We start from the raw sequence: 20029 nt of genomic DNA on the forward strand, positions 1-20029 counted from the left end.
GATGCCGGCCTCCACCCGGGTCCAGGCTCAGGCCTTGAAGGTGAGCAGGGGCGCCAGCCTCGCTACCTCGCGCACGATGCCGGCCTCCACCTGCGAGTCCACCACGGGGCGGATGGGCTTGTAGGCCGCGGGCGCCTCCTCCACCCGCCGCTCGGCCCGGAGGCTGATGCAGTCCACCCCGGTGAGACCCAGCGCCGCCTCGCTGTGGTTCGCCCCGCCGCGCCCCATGGAGAAGCGCGAGCGCGCCCGGCCCGCGCCATGGGACGCGGACTCCAGCGAGCGCGCGTCGCCACACCCCACCATGAGGAAGGACGTGGCCCCCATGGAGCCGGGGATGATGACGGGCTGCTCCGCCCCCGCCGGGCACGCGCCCTTGCGCGCCAGCCACCCGCCCTCGTACGGCAGCGTGAGGTTGTGCGGCACGTCATAGACGAGCGGCGCCTCCACCTCGCCGAACAGCTCGCGCAGCGTCTGGCGCAGCAGCTCCGCGAGCAGCAACCGGTTGAGGAAGGCGTAGTTGGCCGCGGTGGCCTCCGCCTCCAGGTACTCGGTCACCAGGCGCTCGTCCCCCAGCGGGAGGATGCCGCTGTCCGGGAAGGGCTTGCCCTCGGGCCACGCCTTGCGCGCCCGCTCCTGCCAGGCCACGCCCACGTGTTTGCCCACGTCGCGGCTGCCGGAGTGAATCATGAACGCGAGCTGTCCCTCGCGCACACCCCACCCCCAGGCCCGTGCCCGGTCCTCCACGGCCTCCACGCGCTGCACCTCGACGAAGTGGTTGCCGCCGCCGATGGTGGCCAGCCCCGCGTCGCGCACCACGCCCTCGCGGGTGAGGCTGCCGGGCGCCCACGTCGGAGCGCCCTTCAGCGCGCCGCCCAGGTGGATGCGCGCCACCTCCGCGTCGAGCTGGGCCAGGTCGGCCCGGCCCGCGCAGCCCAGCGGCCGCTCCAGCGTCTCCAGCAGCCAGCCGGGGATGCCGTCTCGCAGCAGCGCTTCCGAGGCGCGAGAGGACATGGCCACGTCCCGCGTGCCGAAGAAGTAGTGGCCCTTCATCCGCTCGACGAAGGTGTCGCGCTTCGCCAGGAAGGCGTCCACGGAGAGGTCCGCGACGTGCAGGCGCATGCCGCAGTTGATGTCGGTGCCGATGGCGCCAGGCACGACCAGGCCCCGCGTGTGCAGCACCGAGCCGATGGCCACGCCGGAGTCACCCGGGTGGAAGTCGGGGGTGGCGCGCACGCGCAGCACCTGGCCACCGCCCGGGTGCTTCAGGGCGGCGAGGTTGGCGAGCTGCCGGAAGGCCTTGCCCTCCACGGGCAGGTCCGGCGGGAGGAGCACCTCGGCGGGTGGTGCGTCGGCATCACCCAGGAGGCGCACGGTGTAGAGGCGACCGTCATAGGTCACCTCGAGCCCCTCGCGGGCAAGCGCCCGCAGGAGCCGATTCAGGTTCGGCTGCATGACCCAGCTCGGGAATGGCCCTGGTTCCCGTGTACGGGGCCCAGGGGGACGTGACGGAGGAGATGGTGGGACCTTCGGGTCAGCAGCCGCGGTCGCCAGACGGCGCGAGGCCGTCGTCACCGTGCACGGACGGGAGCGGGGGCACTTCCTGACAGCGGGGCGCTACACGGCGGCGGACAGTCCACCATCCACGTTGATGGCGGTGCCGCTGATGTAGCCGGCGCGGGGGGACAGCAGGAAGGCGACCAGGTCCGCGAACTCCTCGGCCCGGCCCACCCGGCCCAGGGGGATGCCCGCGTGGCGCGCCATCTCCTGCTGGAAGGACTCCACGGGCTTGCCCACCTCGTGCGCGCGGCGCACCCACTGGCCGCTCTCGATGATGCCCACCAGCACGGCATTCACGCGGATGCCGTGCGGCCCGAGCTCCTTCGACAGCGCCTTCGTCAGCGCCAGGCCCGCGGCGCGAGACACCGAGGAAGGCGTCGAGTTCGCCCCCGGCGTCTTCGCGCTGATGGCCAGCACGTTGACGATGGAGCCGCCCCCAGCGTCCTTGAAGAGGGGAATCGCCTGCCGCGAGGCGCGGATGGCGGCGAACAGCTTGAGCTGGAGGTCCGCCTCCCACTCCGCGTCGCTCACCGAGGCGAAGGCCCGGGCAGCCGCGGTGCCGGCGTTGTTCACCAGCGCATCCACCCGCCCGAAGCGCGCATGCGCGGCGTCCACGAAGTGCTCCACCTGCCACTCCTTGGACACGTCGGCCTGGATGGTCAGCACGTCCCCGCCCTCGGCGCGCAGGGAGGCCGCGGTGGCTTCCAGGCGCTCCACGCCCCGGGCACAGAGGGCCACCTTCGCGCCCTCGCGGACCAGCCGCCGGGCCACCGCCGCCCCCAGCCCGTCCGAGCCCCCCGTCACCAGCACCACCTTGCCACCCAGCTCCAGGTCCATGATGTCTCCTCCATTGCCGGCGCCCCACCGCGCCCCGGGGAACAGCGGGCTTCCCCGGAGCTGGCGCGCCGCGCGCCGGAGGCTATGTCATCACGCTGTCTGCTTCACCGCCTGCCGCTTCTTGTCGAAGGCGGCCAGCGTGGTGGCGATCTCCTGGTTCACCATCCGCAACATGTCCTGCTTCTCGCGGAACGGGAGGAAGGCGCTCTTGAAGCCGGAGACGATGATGGTGGTCAGGTCCTCCAGCGACAGGCCCAGCTCCTTGTGCGCCACCCACAGCTCCTTCGTCACCGTGGTGTCGGTGATGAGGCGGTTGTCGGTGTTGATGGTCACCCGCAGGCCGTAGTCGAAGTAGAACTTCAGCGGGTGCGCGGTGATGCTGCTGACGGCGCCCGTCTGCACGTTGGAGGTGGGGCAGACCTCCAGCGGAATCCGGTGGTCGTTGACGTAGTTGAGCAGGTCACCGTCCTCACGCAGCCGGGTGCCGTGGCCGATGCGGTGCGCGCCCAGGTTGTGGATGGCCTGGGAGATGGACTCGGGGCCGTAGGCCTCGCCCGCGTGGGCGGTGCAGTTGACGTTGTTCTTGAGGATGAGCTGGAAGGCGTCCCGGTGGTCCTTGGCGGGGAAGCTGGCCTCGGCGCCGGCCAGGTCGAAGCCAATGACGCCCCGGTTCTTGTAGGCCACGGACAGCTCCGCCAGCCGCATGGACGTCTGCGGGTTGATGTGGCGGATGCCGCAGACGATGACGCCGCACTTGATGCCCGTCTCCTTCTTCGCGGCGCGCAGGCCCTCGAGGACGGAGTCGATGACGGTGGTCATCTTCAGGCCCTTCTGGAGGTGGAGCGCCGGGGAGTAGCGCACCTCCAGCCAGCGCACGTTCTCCGCCGCGGCGTCCACCGCCAGCTCGTACGCGGAGCGGTAGAGCGCATCCGCCGTCTGGAGCACGGAGAGCGTCACGTCGAAGGCGACGAGGTACTCCTCCAGGCTCTTGCACACCTCGCCCATGTGGATGGCCCTGGCCAGCCCGTCCTCGGTGTCCGCGGGCAGCCTCACCTTCTGCTGCTCGGCCAGCTCGAGGATGGTCTTCAGGCGCATGGAGCCGTCGAGGTGGCAGTGCAGGTCCGTCTTGGGGAGCGCGTGCAGCAATTCCTCGGTCACCGCCAGCGTGGGGGGCGGCACCAGGTCCGTCCGCCGGGCGGAGGAGGGGATGCCGGTCGCGCTGGGAAACTCGTCTTCACGAATGGTAGGCATGGTCGAAGTTCCTTCCTTACGCCATCCTCCAAACCATGTCGCCCCGCGCATGTCCATGCACGCCCCTGCTACCCGCCCTGGCGCTGACACTGGTGGCGGCCGTGGGATGCAAGGAGCCCGCCGAGACGGCCTTCCGCGTCTCCACCGACGCCTCCTCGCGCGCCGGGCTGGTGGCCCTGGGGGACGGCGTCGTCACCGGCAACGAGGCCGGCACGGTGGTGCGCCTGGACCGGACCGGGCGCGTCATATGGCGGGTGGCGCTCGGCCGGGAGGTGGCCACCCGTCCCGCGCTGGCCGGGGACAGCCTCATCGTGGGCACGGTGGCCGGAGACCTGGTGCGGCTGGGGCTCGCGGATGGAAAGGAGCGCTGGCGTCTCTCCGGGGAGCCGCCCGTCCTCACACCGCCCGTGGTGGATGAGGCAGGCACCTGGGTGTACCTCGTGGCCCCGGACGGCGCCGTGCGCGCGCACGCGGTGGAGACGGGCAAGGTGCGGTGGCGCAGCCCCGCTCCTCCCAGGGCGCGGGAAGCCGTGCCGGACACCCCACGCGGGCTGCCCGCTCCGGTGCTCGCCGAGGGACTGCTGCTGGTGGCCCGTGGGGAGGCGGGGCTGGCGGCGCTCTCCGTGGAGGATGGGACACCGGCCTGGCGGTACGACGCACGGGACGTGGTGGGGATGGAGCCCTGGCGGGACACCGTCTACGTGGGCACGCGCTCCGGGCGCGTCATCGCACTGGGCGTCAAGGATGGTAAGCCCCTGTGGGAGCAGTCCCCCACGGCGAGCCTTACGGGACCACCGTCGCTGGCGCTGGGCACGCTGTGGGTCGGGGCGCAGCAGGCGGACTCGCCCCTCCTCGTGGGGCTGGCCCCGGCGGATGGGAAGGAGGTGGCACGGCTTCCCCTGCCCGACCCGCTCGTGACGGAGGTGGCGTCCATCCGCGAGGACATGCTGCTGGTGCCCACCCGTGGGCGCGAGGGCCGGCTCGTCGCACTGCGGCAACCAGGCTGGGAGCGCGTCTTCTCGCTGCGCACGGACACGCCACTGCGCACGCCACCCGTCGTCATGGGGGACCAGGTGTTCGTGCTGGGACTGGACGGGCGGGTGCTGTCGTGGCGGCTGCGGCCTCCCGAGCCATGAGCCCGGGGCGGCTCACCCGGGAATCAGGAAGCGGGCGATGACGCGCTTGAGGCCCACGCCTCCGCCGAACTCCACCGTCACCTTCGCATTCGGCCCGCTGCCGTCCGCCGCCACGATGCGGCCGGTGCCGAACTGCTCGTGGCGCACGCGCATGCCGCGCACGTCCCCGCCCACCCCGTCCATGTCCGACGCCTGCGAGTACGAGCGGTCGATGCGCGGCCCGTCGTCCTCGTCATACGCGCGCTTGCGCGGCGCCACAGCCGAGGGCCGGGGCGGCTCCGCCACCTCCTGCTCGGTGATGCCGAAGAGCCCCGGGGGCACGTCCCGCAGGAAGCGGCTGGGCGGGTTGTAGCGCAGCTCGCCAAACAGCGAGCGGCACTGCGCCAGGCTCACGAAGAGCCGCTTGCGCGCCCGCGTGAAGCCCACGTAGCAGAGGCGCCGCTCCTCGGCCATCTCCTCCCCGTCATCGGGGTCCTCGCCCCTGAGCGCGCGCGAGTGCGGGAAGACGCCGTCCTCCATGCCCGTGAGGAACACCGCGTCGAACTCCAGGCCCTTGGCCGCGTGCAGCGTCATCAGCGCCACCCGGCCCTCCCCCACCTCCGCGTCCGCCTCGCCCACCAGCGAAATCTGCTCCAGGAACGCCTGCAAGGGCGGCACGTCCGCCGTCAGCGGGGCCGCGTCCACCTCCGGCGGCACCTCCGCCGGAGCATTCTGCGCCGCCGCCACCGCCGCGGCGGCCCGGTTCAGGTCGAACTCCTGCGCGGCGCCCAGGAACTCGCGCAGGTTCTCCGCGCGCGTCTGCGACTCGTCGCTGCCCTCGGCCTGGAGCGTCTCCACCAGCTTCGTCTCGCGCAGCATCTGCTCCACCGCGCTCGCCGCGTCCTTCGCGTCCAGCGCGAAGGTGGCCAGGGACGTGAGCAGCCCCCGGAAGCCCTTCAGCCGCTTCACCGCCGCGGCGTTGAGCGCGGGGATGGTCTCCGGCTGCGCCAGCGCCTCGTACAGGCTGACGCCCCGCGAGTTGGCGTAGTCCGTCACCCGCTCCACCGTGGTGTCGCCAATGCCGCGCGCCGGCGTGTTGATGATGCGAAGGAGGTCCGCGTCCGAGCGCGGGTTCACCATCAGCCGCAGGTACGCGGACGCGTCGCGCACCTCCGCCCGGTCATAGAAGCTGCGGCCGCTCACCAGCGTGTACGGCACCCGCGCCAGCCGCAGCCCCTCTTCCAGCACGCGGCTCTGCGCGTTCACCCGGTAGAACACCGCCATGCTGGAGAACTTGATGAAGCCCTCCCGCTGGAGCGAGAGAATCCGCCGCGCCACCTCCTGCGCCTCGGACCGCTCGTCGCGGTTGAGCAGCAGGGTGAGGTTCTCCCCCCGCTGGCGGTCCGACCAGAGCTTCTTCGGCATGCGCCGCGTGTTCTTGCTGATGACCTCGTGCGCGGCCGTGAGGATGTTCTGGTCGGAGCGGTAGTTCTGCTCCAGCTTCACCACCTTCGCGCCGGGGTACTGCCGCGGGAAGTTGAGGATGTTGTCCACGTCCGCGCCGCGCCAGCGGTAGATGGACTGGTCGTCGTCGCCCACCACCACCAGGTTCGCCGACGGCGGCGGGGCCAGCAGCTTGAGCAGCTCGTACTGCACCGGGTTGGTGTCCTGGAACTCGTCCACCAGCACGTGGTGGAAGCGGCGCCGGTAGTTCTCCAGCACGTCCGGCCGGGTGCGGAACAGCGTCACCAGCAGGAGCAGCAGGTCGCCGAAGTCCACCGCGTTGGCCGCGCGCAGCCGCTCCTGGTAGGCCGCGTACACCTTGCGCACCAGCATGCCGCGCTCGTCGCCCGGCTCCACCTGCATGTGCTCCGGCAGGCGCGCCGCGTTCTTCTCCTGGTCGATGCGGTGCAGGATTTCGCGCGGCTGCATGGACTGCTCGATGCCCGCCTCGCGCATGGCCCGCTTCACCACGTTGAGCTGGTCCGAGTCGTCATAGATGACGAACGAGCGGGTGAGCCCCACGTGCTCCGCCTCGCGCCGCAGAATCATGGCCGCCGACGAGTGGAACGTGCTCACCACCAGGTCGTTGGCCTGCGCGCCCAACAGCTGAGCCAGGCGCTCGCGCATCTCCCGCGCGGCCTTGTTGGTGAAGGTGACGGCGAGGATGCGCCACGGGAAGACGCCGTGGACCTTCACCAGGTACGCCACCCGGCGGGTGATGACGCGCGTCTTGCCGCTGCCGGCGCCCGACAGGACGAGCAGGGGCCCGCCGCCATGCAGCACGGCCTCGCGCTGGGGGTCATTCAGGTCTTCGAGGAGGGCGATTTCGTGGGGGTTCTTCACGGGGCACTCAAGAGAGAACCCCTGCTTCTAACGTCTTTCATCGTCCGGTGGGCGTCCTTCCACCACCCGCCCGCCCGCCCGCTCTCCCAGCGCGACGGGCCTCATATATAAGGATACGAGCCCATGTCCGACTCCCCGTCCGGCTCCCCCCACCGGCCGCCGTCCCAGGCCGACCTGGACCGCTACGCCGACCAGTTCAACCGCAGCGCCAGCCTGCGCCACTTCGGCGCCCACCTCTCCTTTCCGGAGGGCCGCAAGGTGGTCATCACCCTCCCGGAGCTGCGCCCCGAGCACCGCGGCGGCCTGGGCAGCGCCGCCGCCGTCAACGGGGGCATCCTGGCCGCCATGTTCGACCTGGCCATTGGCTGCAGCGGCGCCCTGGTGGACCCCACCCGCCGCTGCGCCACCGTGCAGCTCTCCATGAACTTCGAGCGCCCCGTCACCGGCGAGGGCATGCGGGTGGAGGCCGAGGTGGAGAACAAGAGCGTCTCCCTCCTCTTCGCCACCGCCCGGATATATGACGGCCAGGGACGCGTCTGCGCCCGCTGCCAGGGCGTGGTGAAGCTCTCCAACCTCCCCTGGGCCTCCGGAGAGAGCCCCGCCGTCAACTGACCTTTGGATACCCCTCCCCACACGCTCTCGGCTCCCGCCGATATGTCCGTCACGGACACACGTTACCCGGGGACCGGGGAGCCGACAGGCCCCGGAGACGCCTCAGAGCGACGGGAAGACGGCATGAGTGCAGCCGTGCAGGGCCTGCGGATGACGCTTCGGATGCCAAGGGAAGCCGAGGAGCCAGTGGAAGCGGAGGTTGCGCGCCAGGGAGACGAAGACACCCTGGCGCGACGAGCCCTGGCCGGCGACCGGGCGGCCTGGGACGCGTTGGTGGCACGCCACCACCGCCGGGTCGTGGTATCGCTGCTCGCGCGTGGCGTCCGGGTGGACCGGGCGCATGAGCTGGCCCAGGAGACGTGGGCCCGGCTCATCCAACAACAGCAGCGTGGGCTGCTCACGGAGTTGCGCCTGCCGAACCTCGCCCTCACCCAGGCGGCCTTCCTGGCCGCGGACGATGCCCGCCGCTCCCGGCGCGAGTCCATCTCCGGGGCGGTGGAGGAATTACCGGAGCGGCAGCACCCGGTGGACCCGTCGGTGTCCGCGGAGCGGCGCCTCCTGTCGGAGGAGCAATTGTCCCGCGCCCATGCCGCGCTCGCGCAGGTGTCGCCGAGCGCGCGCACCGTCTTCCTCCTGGCCTGTGACGGCCAGGAGCTACCCCATGCCGAAGTCGCCTCGCGTGTCGGGCTGTCCGTCCAGCGCGTGCGACAAATCCTGTGCGAGGTCCGTAAGAAGTTGCGGTCCGCGCTCGAGGAGGAGACCCATGCTTAAGCCCCACCTGACCCGCGACTCCGCGGAGCAATACATCCTGGGGGCGCTGTCACCCGAGGCGTCCGCCGCGCTGGAGGCGCACACGCTGGAGTGCGAGCCCTGCGCCCGGCTGCTCCAGGAAGAAGCCGTGCTGTCCGAGCAGCTCCAGGAGGTGGCCCAGTCGTTCCCTCGGGAGGACCGCGTCATCCGCCCCGCCCGCTGGCACGTGCGGCGCGCGGCGGCGGGCGCGGTCGGCGCGGCGCTGGCGGCGGCGGCTTCGCTGGCGCTGGTCCTGCTGCCCGGCGGCCGCGCCCCCCACCCCTCCGGCGTCGCCGGAAGGGCCACCACTACGGCCGCGCTGGAGCTGGAGATGGGAGCGCCGCGAGCCATCGTCGTGGCCTGCCCGGACCTGGCCACGCAGGACTCCTGCATGCAGGCGGCGGAGGAGCGTGGGCTGCTGGTCCAGTACCCCTGGGGCACGGGTGAGGTGCCGCGCTACGAGGCCCGCACCGGCCTCCCCGAGGGCGCGTTGAGCGCGCGCCATCCCGTGTCGCTGTGAGGACTCACGTCATGGACTTCCGGAAGAAACTCGCCGCCCTGCTGCTCGCGCTGGCCGCCACCGCGGCCGGGGCCCAGCCGTCGGGTGGCGCCCAGAAGCTGCCGGTGGGCTGGTACGTGACGGAGAGCGCGCCCAAGCGCTACGAGGCGGGCGTGGACAGCTCCGCCCCGTGCGAGGGCACCCGCAGCGCCTACCTCCGCTCGCTGACGCTGGACGAGAACGGCTACGGCACCTTCATGCAGGCCTTCGGTGCCCAGGACTTCCGCGGCAAGCGGCTGCGCTTCTCCGCCGCCGTGCGCGTCAAGGACGTGGACGGCTGGGCGGGGCTGTGGATGCGCGTGGAGGGGCCGGACCCGAAGCAGCCGCTCGCCTTCGACAACATGCAGTCGCGCGCGCTGGTGGGCTCCCGGGGCTGCAAGCGCTACGACGTGGTGCTGGACGTCCCCAAGGAGGCCACCACCATCATGGCCGGCCTCATCATGAGCGGCACCGGCCAGGCGTGGCTGGACGGCGTGCGCTTCGAGGTGGTGGAAGCCTCGGTGCCGGTGACGGACCTGCTGGCCTCCCGTCCCGTCGTGGCCTCCACCGGCCCCGCCAGCCTGGACGAGCCCACGCCGGTGGCGGAGAACGACCAGGTGCCGCTGGGGCGCGTGGGCGACGTCTGGTTCAACCATGGCCGCGTCGCCGCGGACAAGCCGTACACCCGGCGCGGAGACGGCGTCTGGGCGAGCATCCTCTCCGAGGAAATCTACGAGCACGGCATCGCGGTGACGGGCACGTACGGCCAGCGCCAGCTGGACCTGAAGGTGAAGGCCGGCGGGCCCCGCACCGTCATCGACGGGACGTGGGGCGGAGAGCCGGTCAACATCCTCATCTCCCCGGACAGGCTCGTCATGCGCTGGGGCCGCCTCACGCGCGACCTGCCGCGCGACAAGAACGCGCAGGTGGACGGCGCGTGCAACCGCTACCAGGTCAGCGACGGGCCGCGAGTGACGGATCAGCTCGACGTGTGCGGCGCGGCGCTCGGTACCCGGCCCCCGCCCGCCCAGCTCGTGGTGGCCATGCTGGCCAACGGCTTCCGCGCCTCGCTGCCAACGCAGAGCCTCCCCATTCCGCAGCCGCCCGTGCGCAGCCGCCAGGCGCTCGACACGGAGCGCGGCGGCAATGGCGGCACCCTCGTCGCCCCGTGAGAGCGAGGGGCCCGTGACACAGGGCCCCGTGCTCCGGGGTGCTTCCCTTCAGAAGGCGAAGTCCCGCTCCAGCGTCTCGTTGCCCGCCTGTACCGACAGGTGGGCCGAGCGCGCGCCGGTGGAGGACGCCGTCGTCAGGTCGAAGGCCAGGCCCTCCGGCCCCTGCGTGGGCTTGAGCGAGGGACGGCCGGGACTGAGGAACACCGCCGCCGTCACCGTGCGGCCCGACAGGGGCTGCACCAGCAGGCGGACGCGCTGGCGCTCGCGGACCAGCACCACCCGGAAGTCGCGCCGCTCCTCCAACACCTCGCGCTGCTCGGGGTGACGGGCGGCGGAGGGGCGCTGCGCCACCGGAGCGCGGGACGTGCGCGCGGCGCGGCCCACCATGCCCTCCTCCGCGTCCATGTCGAGGGCCTCTTCGATGGCCTCGTCGCCCTCTTCCAATGCCAGCACCGCCTGGGCGCACTCGCCACAGCGGGCCGTGTGCGCATCCAGCCGCGTGCGCTCGTCCTCGGACATCAGCCCCATGTCGAGGCGCCAGAGGTCATCCGCGCTGAGGTGGCGCCGCGGGGGCGCGTCCACGGGCGCCGCATCCGCCATGTCCGCGCGGCAGTCGGCACAGCCCTGAAGGTGGGAGGTGAGCGTCTGGGGCCTTCCCGTCCAGGTGGCCACCAGGTCATCGCAACCGGCGCGGGCGGAGAACCACCAGGCCGTGTCCTGCTCGGCGGGCTCGAGAAGGTCGCGCTCCTGCCGTCGCTGCGGATTGAGGGGAATGAACCAGCGGGCTCTCGGGCGGAGTGACGAATCCAATGTCCCGAGCGCGGAGAGAAAGCGCTCTCGAAGCTGCGCGGCCTCACCTTCCAGGGCACCGTGAAGTCCCTCCCACGCGGCCAGCGCGCGGGCGGCGGAGGCGGCCCTGTCGCGGGCGGCAAGTCCCTCCATCGCCGAGGCCCTCCACATCTCGGCCTCTTCCCCCCCGTCCAGCGCGACTTCCACGGCTTCTTCCGCGGCCCTCAGCAGCAGCGGCTGCAGCGACTGCGGTTTCTGGGCCTTCAGCCAGGCTTCGACTTGGGGGCGACCCAATCCACGAAGAGCTGCGTCCACACCTTCGGTCCCCACCTTCGAGGCGCGACGCAAGAGGTCGCCGGCTGCCTCGAGAACTTCTCCGGGAGAGGACTTCGCCGCGGTCAGGACGGTGCGGCGGGCGGAATAGCGGGACAGAGCATCGGCAATCATGGATTCAATCCTCCTGGGTACCCCGGGGTGTGGCCGGGAAGGAGGCTCATGCTTCCTCCCCTTGCGACTCGCGCTGGAGATCCAGCAGGTAGAGCTTCAGGTAGGCCTGAGCGCGGCTGACGCGCTTGTAGGAATTGACCACGCTGATGTTCAGGCGCCGAGCACATTCCTCGTGATCCTCGACGTCCTCGTGGTGGTACAGCTCCCATGCGGAGGCCTCCTTCGGGTGCTCCTGCTGGAGTCGGGCAAACGCCGCCCAGTACAGCTCCTGGGCCTCGGCCCGCTCCTCGCGCCGCTTTCCTGCTTCCACCGCGCGGGCCACCTCGGAGGGTGGCTCCTCCATGGCGTCATCGGGGTCCGACGGAGGCGCCGCGAGCTCCTCGCGGTGCCGCCGGTAGAAGTCGATGGCCACGTGCTTGACGATGCGCAGGAAGAACGTCTTGGGAGACGCGCTTCGGCCGGGCATCTGCTCGGAGACGCCCCGGAACTGGTCCAGGCCGCGGTCGAGGAACTTCCCCACCGCGTCCTGGAAGAGCTCGTCCGCGTCCGCCGGGGAACCGCGGCCGTAGCTCGCCTGAATCTTGCTGATGACATAGCGCGCGGGGCGGGCCCAACGGTCCACCAGCGAACCGAGGGGCGACCCGACGGGCTCGCCAGCGGAGCGGCGGCGGACCACCTCCGCGAACAATTCGTCATCCGTGAGCTGCTCGTACACCGGAAGGACCTGGGGGCTGCGCCGGGAGAATCACCCCGGGAGATTGGGTTTCGAGGATGTGGCGCGGCAAGGTACCACGTTGGCATCCGCAGGCAGCCTCCGAGACGGGCAGGGGGGCTCCAACCGCCCGGAACACCGGACAATCAGCGCCTCAGGGGGCCGGACGCGGGGGGCGCCGGTTTCCTGACAAAATTGCCTCTAAAGAGGGGGGAGGGTGTCCCGGGACCAGGGGCGGGGGTTTCCGGAGCCGGAAAATCCCCCGTCAGGAATACCGGAAAGCCGCGTCCCTGCCCGCAACGGTTTCGAGCGCCCGGCCGAAGCGGCCCCACAAGCGCGTGGTTCGACTCCACGCATCTACCTTCCGGTAGGTGAACGCCGGCGGTCCGGCACTGAATTCGAGATTCAGCCTCCCGGCTTCTTCACTCGGGCGCTCATCTTCTTTCGAGGTTTCGCGTCATGTCCCCCCGCACCATCGTCATCGGAGACCTCCACGGCTGTCACGACGAGGCCCTGGAGCTGCTCGACAAGGTGGGTGCCACCTCCAGCGACCGGGTCATCTTCGCGGGTGACCTGGTGGACCGCGGCCCCAAGCGCCGCGAGTGCGTGGAGCTGGCGATGCGGCACGAGGCCATCCTCGGCAACCACGAGGAGAAGCACCTCCAGCAGCGCCGCCGGCCGGACGACCGGCTGCTGCCGGACCACCTGGAGACGCGCCGTGTCCTGGACCCGGAGCACTACGACTGGATGGCGGGGCTGCCCCACTTCATCCGGTTGCCGGAGCACAACGCCATCGTCGTGCACGCCGGCATGCTGCCCGGCCGGGCGCCCGAGGAGCAGGACCCGTACCACCTGCTCCACGTGCAGTGCATCCAGCCTCCCGCCACCAAGAGCTACTGGCCTTCCAAGGCCCCGGCCGGGTGGAAGCTCTGGACGCACCACTGGAAGGGCCCGGAGCGGGTCATCTTCGGCCACACCGTCTTCGACCAGCCGCTCGTCACCGAGCACGCGGTGGGTATCGACACCGGGTGCGTCTACGGGCGCTCACTGACGGCGGTGGTGCTCCCCACCTGGGAGCTGGTCTCCGTGCCGGCCCGGCACACGTACCGGGGCGGCAAAGAGGTGGCGAAGTTCCCGGTCCACGGCGACGTGTGCGTCTACTCCTGAGCACGCGCCGCCCATCCACGGTTTCGCGCCCGTTCGACGGGGTCCAACACGCAAAGAGGCGCGGGTTCGAATCCCGCCGGGGCCTCCGGGCCTCGTAGCTCAGTCTGGTAGAGCGCTGGACTCCGACTCCAGAGAAGCACCGGCCTCGTCACTCGGGCGCACTTTTCTTCTTCCTTCCGACTTCGCACGCGCGGCCTTCGCTGACGTGAAGGCCCGCGTGCGTTCCACGCGCGGTGCACTCCCCTCGCCGTCACGCGAGAGGTCCGCCCCGCGCCTGACCCGCGGCACGTCCCGAAAGGGGGACACCCATGACGACCCCGACGCAGAACACGAACCTGCTGCCCGAGGCGCAGCGTGGCCCGGCCGAGCGGCTGTTGGACCTGGTGCTTGGAGGCTCCGCGCACCTGTGGCACAACCGGCCCGGCCTGGACGTGAACGGCACCTGGTACGCGGCGGCGCACGCCTCCCCGGCGCAGAAGTCGCAGGGGCGGACGGTGAAGCCGGGGCTCTTCGTGCCGGCGGCCGTCAAGCTGTACCGGCAGCTGCTGGACATCTACAAGCTCAACGCGGAGCTGATGGCGCACTTCGCGTCGTACGCGCTGACGCAGACGGACTGGCGTGACCTGAAGGTGGCCACGTGCGCGCTCATGCTGGTGCAGGAGCACGCGGGTCAGCCCGTGCGCGACGACCACGGCCAGGTGGCGTTCCACGACGACGACTGGCGGGCCATCGGCGAGGCGATGATTCTCCACTACGAGCGCAAGTCCACGCGCATGCTCACGCCCAAGGCGGTGCTGCGGGTGGCGGAGCTGCTCGAGCAGCCGGAGATCGCGCGCCTCAACCGCGAGGCGGGCTTCGGTGACCCGGCGTCCCGCAAGGCGCCCATGGGGCGCTGGAAGCGCGTGGCGTCCCGGTGGCTGGCGGCGCGTGAGGCGAACCTGCCCATGCTCCAGGGGCTGGTGAAGGCCGGGTACAAGGAGACGCTGAAGAAGCTTGCGCGCAAGGCGGGGTACAAGCCCGCCACGCAGGGCTTCTTCGAGGTGCTCGGCTGGAAGCAGAAGCAGTCCGCGGAGGGCCACCGCACGGTGGGCCTGAGCGGGCTCACCCTGGTCAAGCGGGAGCGCTTCGACGGGCTGTCGGAGGCGGAGATCTGCGAGTGGATCGAGCTGGAGCGCCTCTCCTACAAGGAGGTGGTGGGCCGGCTGCCGAAGGACGTGGGCCTGACGCCGGCCATCATGGCGGCCCTGCTCCCGTCCCTGTCGGACAGGGACTTGCGGCTGATGACGCCGACGCTGGAGGAGCTGGGGCTGATGGCGGAGCCCTCGGTGCGGACGCGCTGGGAGAAGGCGGTGGCGAACGCCACGGACCAGCGGGCGCTGAACATCGCGAAGAACGTCCGGAGCGAGGTGCTGCGGCAGAAGCTGGAGGAGGCGAGCGACAACGCGGCACGCCACGCGGTGGCGGAGGCGACGGCGGAGACCGACGTGCGGGTGATGTTCCTCATCGACAAGTCGGGCTCCATGGAGGGGGCCATCGAGAACTCGAAGGAGGCGCTGGCGCGCATCCTCGCGGGCTTCCCGATGGACAAGCTGCACATCGCCGCGTTCGACACGATGGGCACGGTGCTGAAGCCGAAGGCGGCCAACCGCACGGCGGTGCAGCACATGCTGTCGGGGCTGAAGGCGGCGGGCGGCACGACGCACGCGGCCGCGGTGCAGGCGCTGCACCGCGACGGCGTGAGGGTGCCGGAGGGGGCGAAGCTGGTGGTCATCGTGGTGGGCGACGAGGCGGGCGAGGCGGGCGACCAGTTCGCCCGGGCGTTCCGCGACTTCGGCTACACCGTGGCGGCCATGGCCTTGCTGGTGTCCGTGGCGGGTGCGCGCGGCAACACGGTGCGCACGTGCGCGGGGCAGCTCAAGGTGCCGTTCAGCGAGGTGAACGTGGACCAGTTCGCGGACCCGTACCAGGTGCCGCGCGTGCTGAAGGCGCTGCTGGACGCGCCGGCGGCGCAGAGCGTCTCCGCCCCGCAGTCCGGGTGGGTGGAGCGCGTGATGCGCACGCCGCTGCTGAAGGCGGCGTGAGGTACCACCGCGGTTGAAGTGAGGAAGGAGGAGGCGGCGTGGACTACCGGAAGTTCCTCGGGAAGGTGGAGTCGGCGGTGCTGCCGTACTTTGGCGGCGGCACCGTGGACGCCCCCTCGCGCCGCCTCCGTGTCGCCGCCCCGGTGCAGCCGGGGTGGTGGCGCTTCGAGGTGCAGGGGCGGGTCGCCACGGCGCGCGAGCCGGCCGGGCCGGAGGGCCTGGAGGCGCTGCCGCGTGTGCGTGGACATGTGTGGGGCAGCCGGCTGGTGCGCGAGGGCGCGGTGGCCGAGCCCCTGGAGTTGATGCCGGAGGAGGAGCCGCCACGGCTGGCGCTGGTGAGCGCCCGGCGGTGGTTTGACGGCTCGCTCGTGTTCGACGGCCTGGAGTTCGAGGGCGAGGCGGAGGACGGAGCGCGCCGCGCGCTGGAGGAGGGGCGCTGGCTGTCCGACGTGAAGGGCGTGAGCGCGACGCTGCGGGCGGCGTTTGGCTATGCGCTGCTGGAGGCGGTGTCTCGAGCGCTGCGGATTCCGTTCGCGCCGGCGGAGGTGCGTAGCCGGGTGCTCACGGTGGCCGAGGGTGGCCGCGAGGCGGCGGAGTCCTGCCTGCGCCACCTGGTGGCCGAGCGCGAGGCGCACCTGCGCGCGCGGGCGGTGCGGGCGGCGGCGATGGAGGCGGCGGCGCGGGCGGAGCGGGAGGCCGCGGCGACGCGGGACTACGCGGCGGGGTTGGTGTCCGAGGCACGGCGGCGGGTGGCGGAGCGCGAGGCGGCGGGCCTGGACTCCGAGACCCTGCGGCGGGCGGAGGAGCGCGAGCTGGCGGGGCTGGTTTCCGAGGCACAGCGGCGGGCGGAGGGACGCGAGGCGGCGACGGCGCGGGCCCATGCGGCGGAGCTGCTGGCCGAGGCGCAGTGGCGGACGGCCCAGTCGCGGCACGGGCGCCACGGGCGGCGGGGCTCGCGGGAGGACGGCGTGGAGCGCGCGGAGCGGGCGCTGCACAGCGCGGGCGCGCGGCTGCGGGACGCGCGGCGGCTGGGGGACAACCGGCTGGAGGTGACGTACTCGTTCATGGACGAGCGCTTCATCTCCATCGTGGACGCGGACTCGCTCCAGGTGGTGGACGCGGGAGTGTGCCTCGCGGGCGCGGACAGCGAGGTGACGCTGGAGAGCCTGCCGTCGGTCATCCGCGAGGCCATCGACACGGGCGTGCTGGTGATTACGCGGCACGCCTAGCGGGAAGGGAGGAAGCCATGGCGGCGCGAGAGGTCTGCCTGCTCATCGGCCGTGACAACGAAGTGCTGTGGAGCGACGAGTCCGACAACCCGTTCCTCCTCCCGGACTCGCGCGAGCGGTGGGAGGCCATCTGGCGGTGCCGGGCCGAGCTGGAAGAGGTCGCGCACAGCCACCCCGAGGGCCCGCTCGGCTTCTCCGCCGAGGACGAAAGCACCATGTCCGCGCTCACCTCCGCGCTGGGACGGCCGCTGCGGTTCTCCGTGGTGGCGCCCGGGGGCATGGTGGCGCGCGTGGGTGGCCGCGACGTGCTCGTGGCCGAGGAGCCCTGGTGGGCCGAGCCGCTGCGGCGCGTGTCCGGCATGCGCAGCGAGCCCATCGCCCTCGCCTGAGGGACTCCTCTCAGATGGCCCGGCCCCAGAGGTCTCTCAGGTCCGAGGGGAGCTGGGACATCACGTCCTCGGCCTCGCCCTCGGAAATCAGGTGCCGGATGGAGTCCAGCACCGCGCGCACCACCGGCTCCACCGCGTCCGGGTTGAGCGACAGGTCCTCCCCCACCCGCTTCAGCAACTCCTCGCGGCCGAACTTGCCTGGCAGCTCCTCTTCGTGGCGCTCGCAGCGGTGCAGCAACTCCGTCAGCTTGCGCGGAAGCTGGGCTTCCAGGTCCGCGGCCTCCTCGCTGAAGATGCGCTGCTCCAGCGCGCACAGCACGGAGACGGCCGCCTGCTCCGCCACGTGGGGGGACATGCCTCCCCGCTCACACAGGTGGTCGAGGAAAGCCTTGTAGGTCTGGCTCGCGCGCGACTCGCTCCGCCGGGCACGCCGGACCTCGATGGGAACGTCGCGACGGCTGGCCGGGCGCTCGGCCTCCGGGGGGGCGCCCTTCCCCTGCTGCTCACGGTCACTGGCCATGGGGTGTTCTTCCTCCAAGAGTCTGGGCTTCACGGTGCCCATGGCCTCCCGGAGGGGCACGCCCGCCGCGACACGGACGGCGGGCCGATGCCTCCCCGCTCGCTACGCCGCCTTGCGCACGTACGTGTCGAACAGCGCGCCGAAGAAGAAGCGCCCGAAGCGGGCCAGCGCCGCCAGCCGCTGCGCCGAGTCCCGTGCGTGCAGCACCCGCAGCGTGGACAGCTGCACGGTGAAGTCCTTCGCGTTCAGCCGCAGGAAACCCCGGTAGACACACGGCCCCAACGCGTCCGTGCCCCGGTACACGGACACCCGCAGCCGCGTGGTGTCCACCCACAGGTCCAGACCCGCGTCGTCGTGGACGTCCTTGTAGCCGTCGACGAAGAAGCGCTCGCCGGATTCGGAGACCAGCGGGAGCTGGTAGCGCATCCGCCGGCCCCCCTGGCGAGCCCCGTCGCGCGTCATCAGGTGCAGCACCCCACCCTCCACCGCCAGCGGGCGCGACGACAGCACCGGGGCCTGCACGGAGCCGGACATGCTCAGGGCGTGCAGCGGGTCCGCGAACACGGCGTCCAAGTCACCGGCCTCCACCGTGAGGATGAAGCGGAAGGGCGAGGTGTCCCGCCGCTCCGGGTCTCCCGCGCGCAGGAAGTCCTCGTCCACCGCGCCGGAGATGTACCCGTACATGGTCTCCGTGAACTGGACGGACAGCGGCCGCGAAGGCAGCGGCGCCGGAGCCTCCGGCACGGGCGAGTAGTCCACCGTCCACCCGTAGCGCCGCGCCATGAGGGCCACGCAGCGCTCCGCCACCGCGGAGATGGCGAGCAGCGGGTTGGTGCCCAGCGGCCTCGGAATCACCGAGCCGTCGCTGACGTAGAGCCCGTCGTGCACGCCGGTGCCCGACTCGCCCGCGAAGACGCGGCCCTCGTGGTCCACCACGCCCTCCTCCGCGCGCTCGCCCATGGCGCAGCCGCCCAGCGGGTGCGTGCACAGCAATTCGTGGCCGGTGAGCTTGCTCCACAGCGGGTTGCGCACGAAGGTGCCGCCCAGCGCCTCCGTGGCGCGGCGCAGCCGCTCGTCCACCCGGGTGAAGACCGGCTGCAGGCCCGCGTCCGGCCAGCTCACGCGCACCCGGTCTCCCACCAGCCGCAGCTCGCCGTTGCCGTCGTCGTGCGACATGACGAGGAACGTCTGCGTGTTGCGCATGGCCCCGTGGTACGGCCCGCGCACGGCGCTCTCCGCCACCCGCGCCATCTCCTCCAGGCGGTCCTTGAGGCCCCGGTCCGTGTCATCTCCCGACAGGGCGGAGGCCGTCGCGAGCAGCGCCATCACCGGCCGGGCCATCGCCCCGGGGATGACGCCGTTCTCGATGACCATGCCGTCTTCCTGCACGGGCGTGGCGCGCTCGTCGATGATGCCGCTGATGGTGGGGCCCACCGGCTCCCCGTGCTCGGGAGGCTGCGCGCCCCAACCCACGCCGTTGACGGGGACGTCCGTGTTGTAGCCGAAGGCCATCACGTCCCCGTTGTTGCTGAAGTGCCGGCCGAGCTCCTTCGACAGCGGCAGCCCCAGCGCCCTCGAGCGCAGCAGGATTTCCGCCGTGCCCATGGTGCCCGCCGCGAGGATGACGCGGTCCGCGGACACCCACAGGTCCGGCGCGTCGAAGCGCTCACGGCCGGCGCTCATCGGCCGGTAGTAGACGCGCCAGCGCGCGCCGTCGCGCGCCAGGTAGCGCACGCCCACCTCCGTGAATATCTTCGCCCCGTGCCGGTGCGCGTCCGGCAGGTAGTTCATCAGCACCGAGTTCTTCGCGCCGACGTTGCAGCCCGTCATGCAGTCGCCGCACAGCGTGCACCCGCTCTGACGCACCCCCGCGGGGTTGACACCCGGCTCGAAGGAGACGGCGAGCGGAGGCCGGCGGAAGGTGCCGCCCATCTTCCGGGCCGCCTGCTCCAGCGCCTTCAGCGTGGCCAGCGGCGGCGCGGACTCCGGATAGGGGATGGGGCGAAGCATGTGCTCCGCCCAGGCGAAGCCGTCCTCCAGCAGCCCGTCCACGTCGTCGCGCAGCGCCTGGGGCCACCGGGTGTCCAGGAAGACGCGCGGGTCCGGGCGCAGGGCCACGCTGGCGTTGATGAGCGAGGTGCCCCCCAGGCCACAGCCGTTGACCACGGAGACGTCGCCACCCCGGTGCACCTCGAACAGGCCGGTGGGGTTGCCCACGTCGATGCCGCTCTCGGGGTCGAAGTGGACCTGAAGCTCTTTGAAGAACTCGGACTCGGTGCGCGGGTAGTCACCGGGCAGCAACTCGCGGCCCCGCTCCAGCACACAGACCTGCTGTCCCGCTCGCGCCAGCCGGCTGGCGCTGATGGCGCCTCCATACCCAGAGCCCACCACCACGACGGAGTAGTGGGACTCCATCTCGCTCCACGGTGACGACAGCCTTCGCATCGGCGCTCCCAAGTGGCTCCTCCCGCCCTGTTC

General features: G+C 71.8%; 17 protein-coding genes. 9 read left to right on the top strand and 8 right to left on the bottom strand.

Features of this window, described 5'->3' with window-relative positions; translation table 11 throughout:
• Window positions 1-27 precede the first annotated feature (27 nt).
• The 3 genes from K8638_RS32375 to add form a co-directional block, all read right to left on the bottom strand.
• Window positions 28-1452: an RtcB family protein gene (locus K8638_RS32375; protein ID WP_223758554.1), complete on the bottom strand. Its 1425-nt coding sequence runs from the start codon at window positions 1450-1452 to the stop codon at window positions 28-30.
• A gap of 162 nt (window positions 1453-1614) precedes the next feature.
• Window positions 1615-2394: an SDR family NAD(P)-dependent oxidoreductase gene (locus tag K8638_RS32380; protein ID WP_223758555.1), complete on the bottom strand. Its 780-nt coding sequence runs from the start codon at window positions 2392-2394 to the stop codon at window positions 1615-1617.
• Between the two features lie 90 nt (window positions 2395-2484).
• Window positions 2485-3645 carry an adenosine deaminase gene (add, locus tag K8638_RS32385; RefSeq protein ID WP_223758556.1) on the bottom strand — a complete coding sequence of 387 codons (1161 nt, stop codon included), beginning with the start codon at window positions 3643-3645 and terminating at the stop codon, window positions 2485-2487.
• Between the two features lie 101 nt (window positions 3646-3746).
• On the opposite strand from add, the gene K8638_RS32390 reads away from it, so the two are divergent.
• Window positions 3747-4781: a PQQ-binding-like beta-propeller repeat protein gene (locus tag K8638_RS32390; RefSeq protein WP_370644168.1), complete on the top strand. Its 1035-nt coding sequence runs from the start codon at window positions 3747-3749 to the stop codon at window positions 4779-4781.
• 12 nt (window positions 4782-4793) lie between these two features.
• Here K8638_RS32390 and K8638_RS32395 read toward each other — a convergent pair whose 3' ends face one another.
• Complete coding sequence (locus K8638_RS32395) at window positions 4794-7106, bottom strand: UvrD-helicase domain-containing protein (protein WP_223758558.1); 2313 nt, start codon at window positions 7104-7106, stop codon at window positions 4794-4796.
• Between the two features lie 123 nt (window positions 7107-7229).
• On the opposite strand from K8638_RS32395, the gene K8638_RS32400 reads away from it, so the two are divergent.
• The 4 genes from K8638_RS32400 (at window position 7230) to K8638_RS32415 (ending at window position 10217) form a co-directional block, all read left to right on the top strand.
• Window positions 7230-7718, top strand: coding sequence for a PaaI family thioesterase (locus K8638_RS32400; RefSeq protein WP_223758559.1), 489 nt, complete (start codon window positions 7230-7232; stop codon window positions 7716-7718).
• 123 nt (window positions 7719-7841) lie between these two features.
• Window positions 7842-8489 carry an RNA polymerase sigma factor gene (locus tag K8638_RS32405; protein ID WP_223758560.1) on the top strand — a complete coding sequence of 216 codons (648 nt, stop codon included), beginning with the start codon at window positions 7842-7844 and terminating at the stop codon, window positions 8487-8489.
• On the top strand, window positions 8482-9027 hold the full coding sequence (locus K8638_RS32410; RefSeq protein ID WP_223758561.1) for a zf-HC2 domain-containing protein: 546 nt from the start codon (window positions 8482-8484) through the stop codon (window positions 9025-9027). The genes K8638_RS32405 and K8638_RS32410 overlap by 8 nt, the downstream gene beginning before the upstream one ends.
• Window positions 9028-9038: 11 nt before the next feature.
• Window positions 9039-10217 carry an AraC family transcriptional regulator gene (locus K8638_RS32415; protein WP_223758562.1) on the top strand — a complete coding sequence of 393 codons (1179 nt, stop codon included), beginning with the start codon at window positions 9039-9041 and terminating at the stop codon, window positions 10215-10217.
• Window positions 10218-10265: 48 nt separating this feature from the next.
• On the opposite strand, the gene K8638_RS32420 is transcribed toward K8638_RS32415, so the two are convergent.
• Window positions 10266-11453 (bottom strand): hypothetical protein, encoded by a 1188-nt coding sequence (locus K8638_RS32420; RefSeq protein WP_223758563.1) that lies wholly within the window; start codon window positions 11451-11453, stop codon window positions 10266-10268.
• Between the two features lie 46 nt (window positions 11454-11499).
• A complete protein-coding gene (locus K8638_RS32425; RefSeq protein ID WP_223758564.1) occupies window positions 11500-12168 on the bottom strand; it encodes an RNA polymerase sigma factor in 669 nt (222 codons plus the stop codon).
• 456 nt (window positions 12169-12624) lie between these two features.
• Here K8638_RS32425 and K8638_RS32430 point away from each other — a divergent pair, with 456 nt between their 5' ends.
• The 4 genes from K8638_RS32430 (at window position 12625) to K8638_RS32445 (ending at window position 17031) form a co-directional block, all read left to right on the top strand.
• Complete coding sequence (locus K8638_RS32430) at window positions 12625-13332, top strand: metallophosphoesterase (RefSeq protein ID WP_223758565.1); 708 nt, start codon at window positions 12625-12627, stop codon at window positions 13330-13332.
• 308 nt (window positions 13333-13640) lie between these two features.
• On the top strand, window positions 13641-15413 hold the full coding sequence (locus K8638_RS32435) for a VWA domain-containing protein (RefSeq protein ID WP_223758566.1): 1773 nt from the start codon (window positions 13641-13643) through the stop codon (window positions 15411-15413).
• A gap of 38 nt (window positions 15414-15451) precedes the next feature.
• Complete coding sequence (locus K8638_RS32440; protein ID WP_223758567.1) at window positions 15452-16642, top strand: hypothetical protein; 1191 nt, start codon at window positions 15452-15454, stop codon at window positions 16640-16642.
• A 17-nt stretch (window positions 16643-16659) separates the two neighbouring features.
• Window positions 16660-17031: a hypothetical protein gene (locus K8638_RS32445; protein WP_223758568.1), complete on the top strand. Its 372-nt coding sequence runs from the start codon at window positions 16660-16662 to the stop codon at window positions 17029-17031.
• Between the two features lie 10 nt (window positions 17032-17041).
• Here K8638_RS32445 and K8638_RS32450 read toward each other — a convergent pair whose 3' ends face one another.
• Both K8638_RS32450 and K8638_RS32455 read right to left on the bottom strand, forming a co-directional pair.
• Window positions 17042-17551 carry a DUF2267 domain-containing protein gene (locus tag K8638_RS32450; protein WP_223758569.1) on the bottom strand — a complete coding sequence of 170 codons (510 nt, stop codon included), beginning with the start codon at window positions 17549-17551 and terminating at the stop codon, window positions 17042-17044.
• 102 nt (window positions 17552-17653) lie between these two features.
• Window positions 17654-19996 carry a GMC oxidoreductase gene (locus K8638_RS32455; RefSeq protein ID WP_223758570.1) on the bottom strand — a complete coding sequence of 781 codons (2343 nt, stop codon included), beginning with the start codon at window positions 19994-19996 and terminating at the stop codon, window positions 17654-17656.
• Window positions 19997-20029: the final 33 nt, after the last annotated feature.

Origin of the sequence: Myxococcus sp. RHSTA-1-4 (assembly GCF_020037125.1) — a bacterium.
Classification (GTDB): Bacteria; Myxococcota; Myxococcia; order Myxococcales; family Myxococcaceae; genus Myxococcus.

Excerpts from the sequence above, each read along its gene's own strand:
- K8638_RS32420 (WP_223758563.1), bottom strand. The coding sequence starts at position 11,453 with ATGATTGCCGATGCTCTGTCCCGCTATTCCGCCCGCCGCACCGTCCTG.
- K8638_RS32435 (WP_223758566.1), top strand. The coding sequence starts at position 13,641 with ATGACGACCCCGACGCAGAACACGAACCTGCTGCCCGAGGCGCAGCGT.
- K8638_RS32405 (WP_223758560.1), top strand. The coding sequence starts at position 7,842 with ATGAGTGCAGCCGTGCAGGGCCTGCGGATGACGCTTCGGATGCCAAGG.
- K8638_RS32375 (WP_223758554.1), bottom strand. The coding sequence starts at position 1,452 with ATGCAGCCGAACCTGAATCGGCTCCTGCGGGCGCTTGCCCGCGAGGGG.
- add (WP_223758556.1), bottom strand. The coding sequence starts at position 3,645 with ATGCCTACCATTCGTGAAGACGAGTTTCCCAGCGCGACCGGCATCCCC.
- K8638_RS32445 (WP_223758568.1), top strand. The coding sequence starts at position 16,660 with ATGGCGGCGCGAGAGGTCTGCCTGCTCATCGGCCGTGACAACGAAGTG.
- K8638_RS32380 (WP_223758555.1), bottom strand. The coding sequence starts at position 2,394 with ATGGACCTGGAGCTGGGTGGCAAGGTGGTGCTGGTGACGGGGGGCTCG.
- K8638_RS32415 (WP_223758562.1), top strand. The coding sequence starts at position 9,039 with ATGGACTTCCGGAAGAAACTCGCCGCCCTGCTGCTCGCGCTGGCCGCC.
- K8638_RS32400 (WP_223758559.1), top strand. The coding sequence starts at position 7,230 with ATGTCCGACTCCCCGTCCGGCTCCCCCCACCGGCCGCCGTCCCAGGCC.
- K8638_RS32430 (WP_223758565.1), top strand. The coding sequence starts at position 12,625 with ATGTCCCCCCGCACCATCGTCATCGGAGACCTCCACGGCTGTCACGAC.
- K8638_RS32450 (WP_223758569.1), bottom strand. The coding sequence starts at position 17,551 with ATGGCCAGTGACCGTGAGCAGCAGGGGAAGGGCGCCCCCCCGGAGGCC.
- K8638_RS32410 (WP_223758561.1), top strand. The coding sequence starts at position 8,482 with ATGCTTAAGCCCCACCTGACCCGCGACTCCGCGGAGCAATACATCCTG.
- K8638_RS32455 (WP_223758570.1), bottom strand. The coding sequence starts at position 19,996 with ATGCGAAGGCTGTCGTCACCGTGGAGCGAGATGGAGTCCCACTACTCC.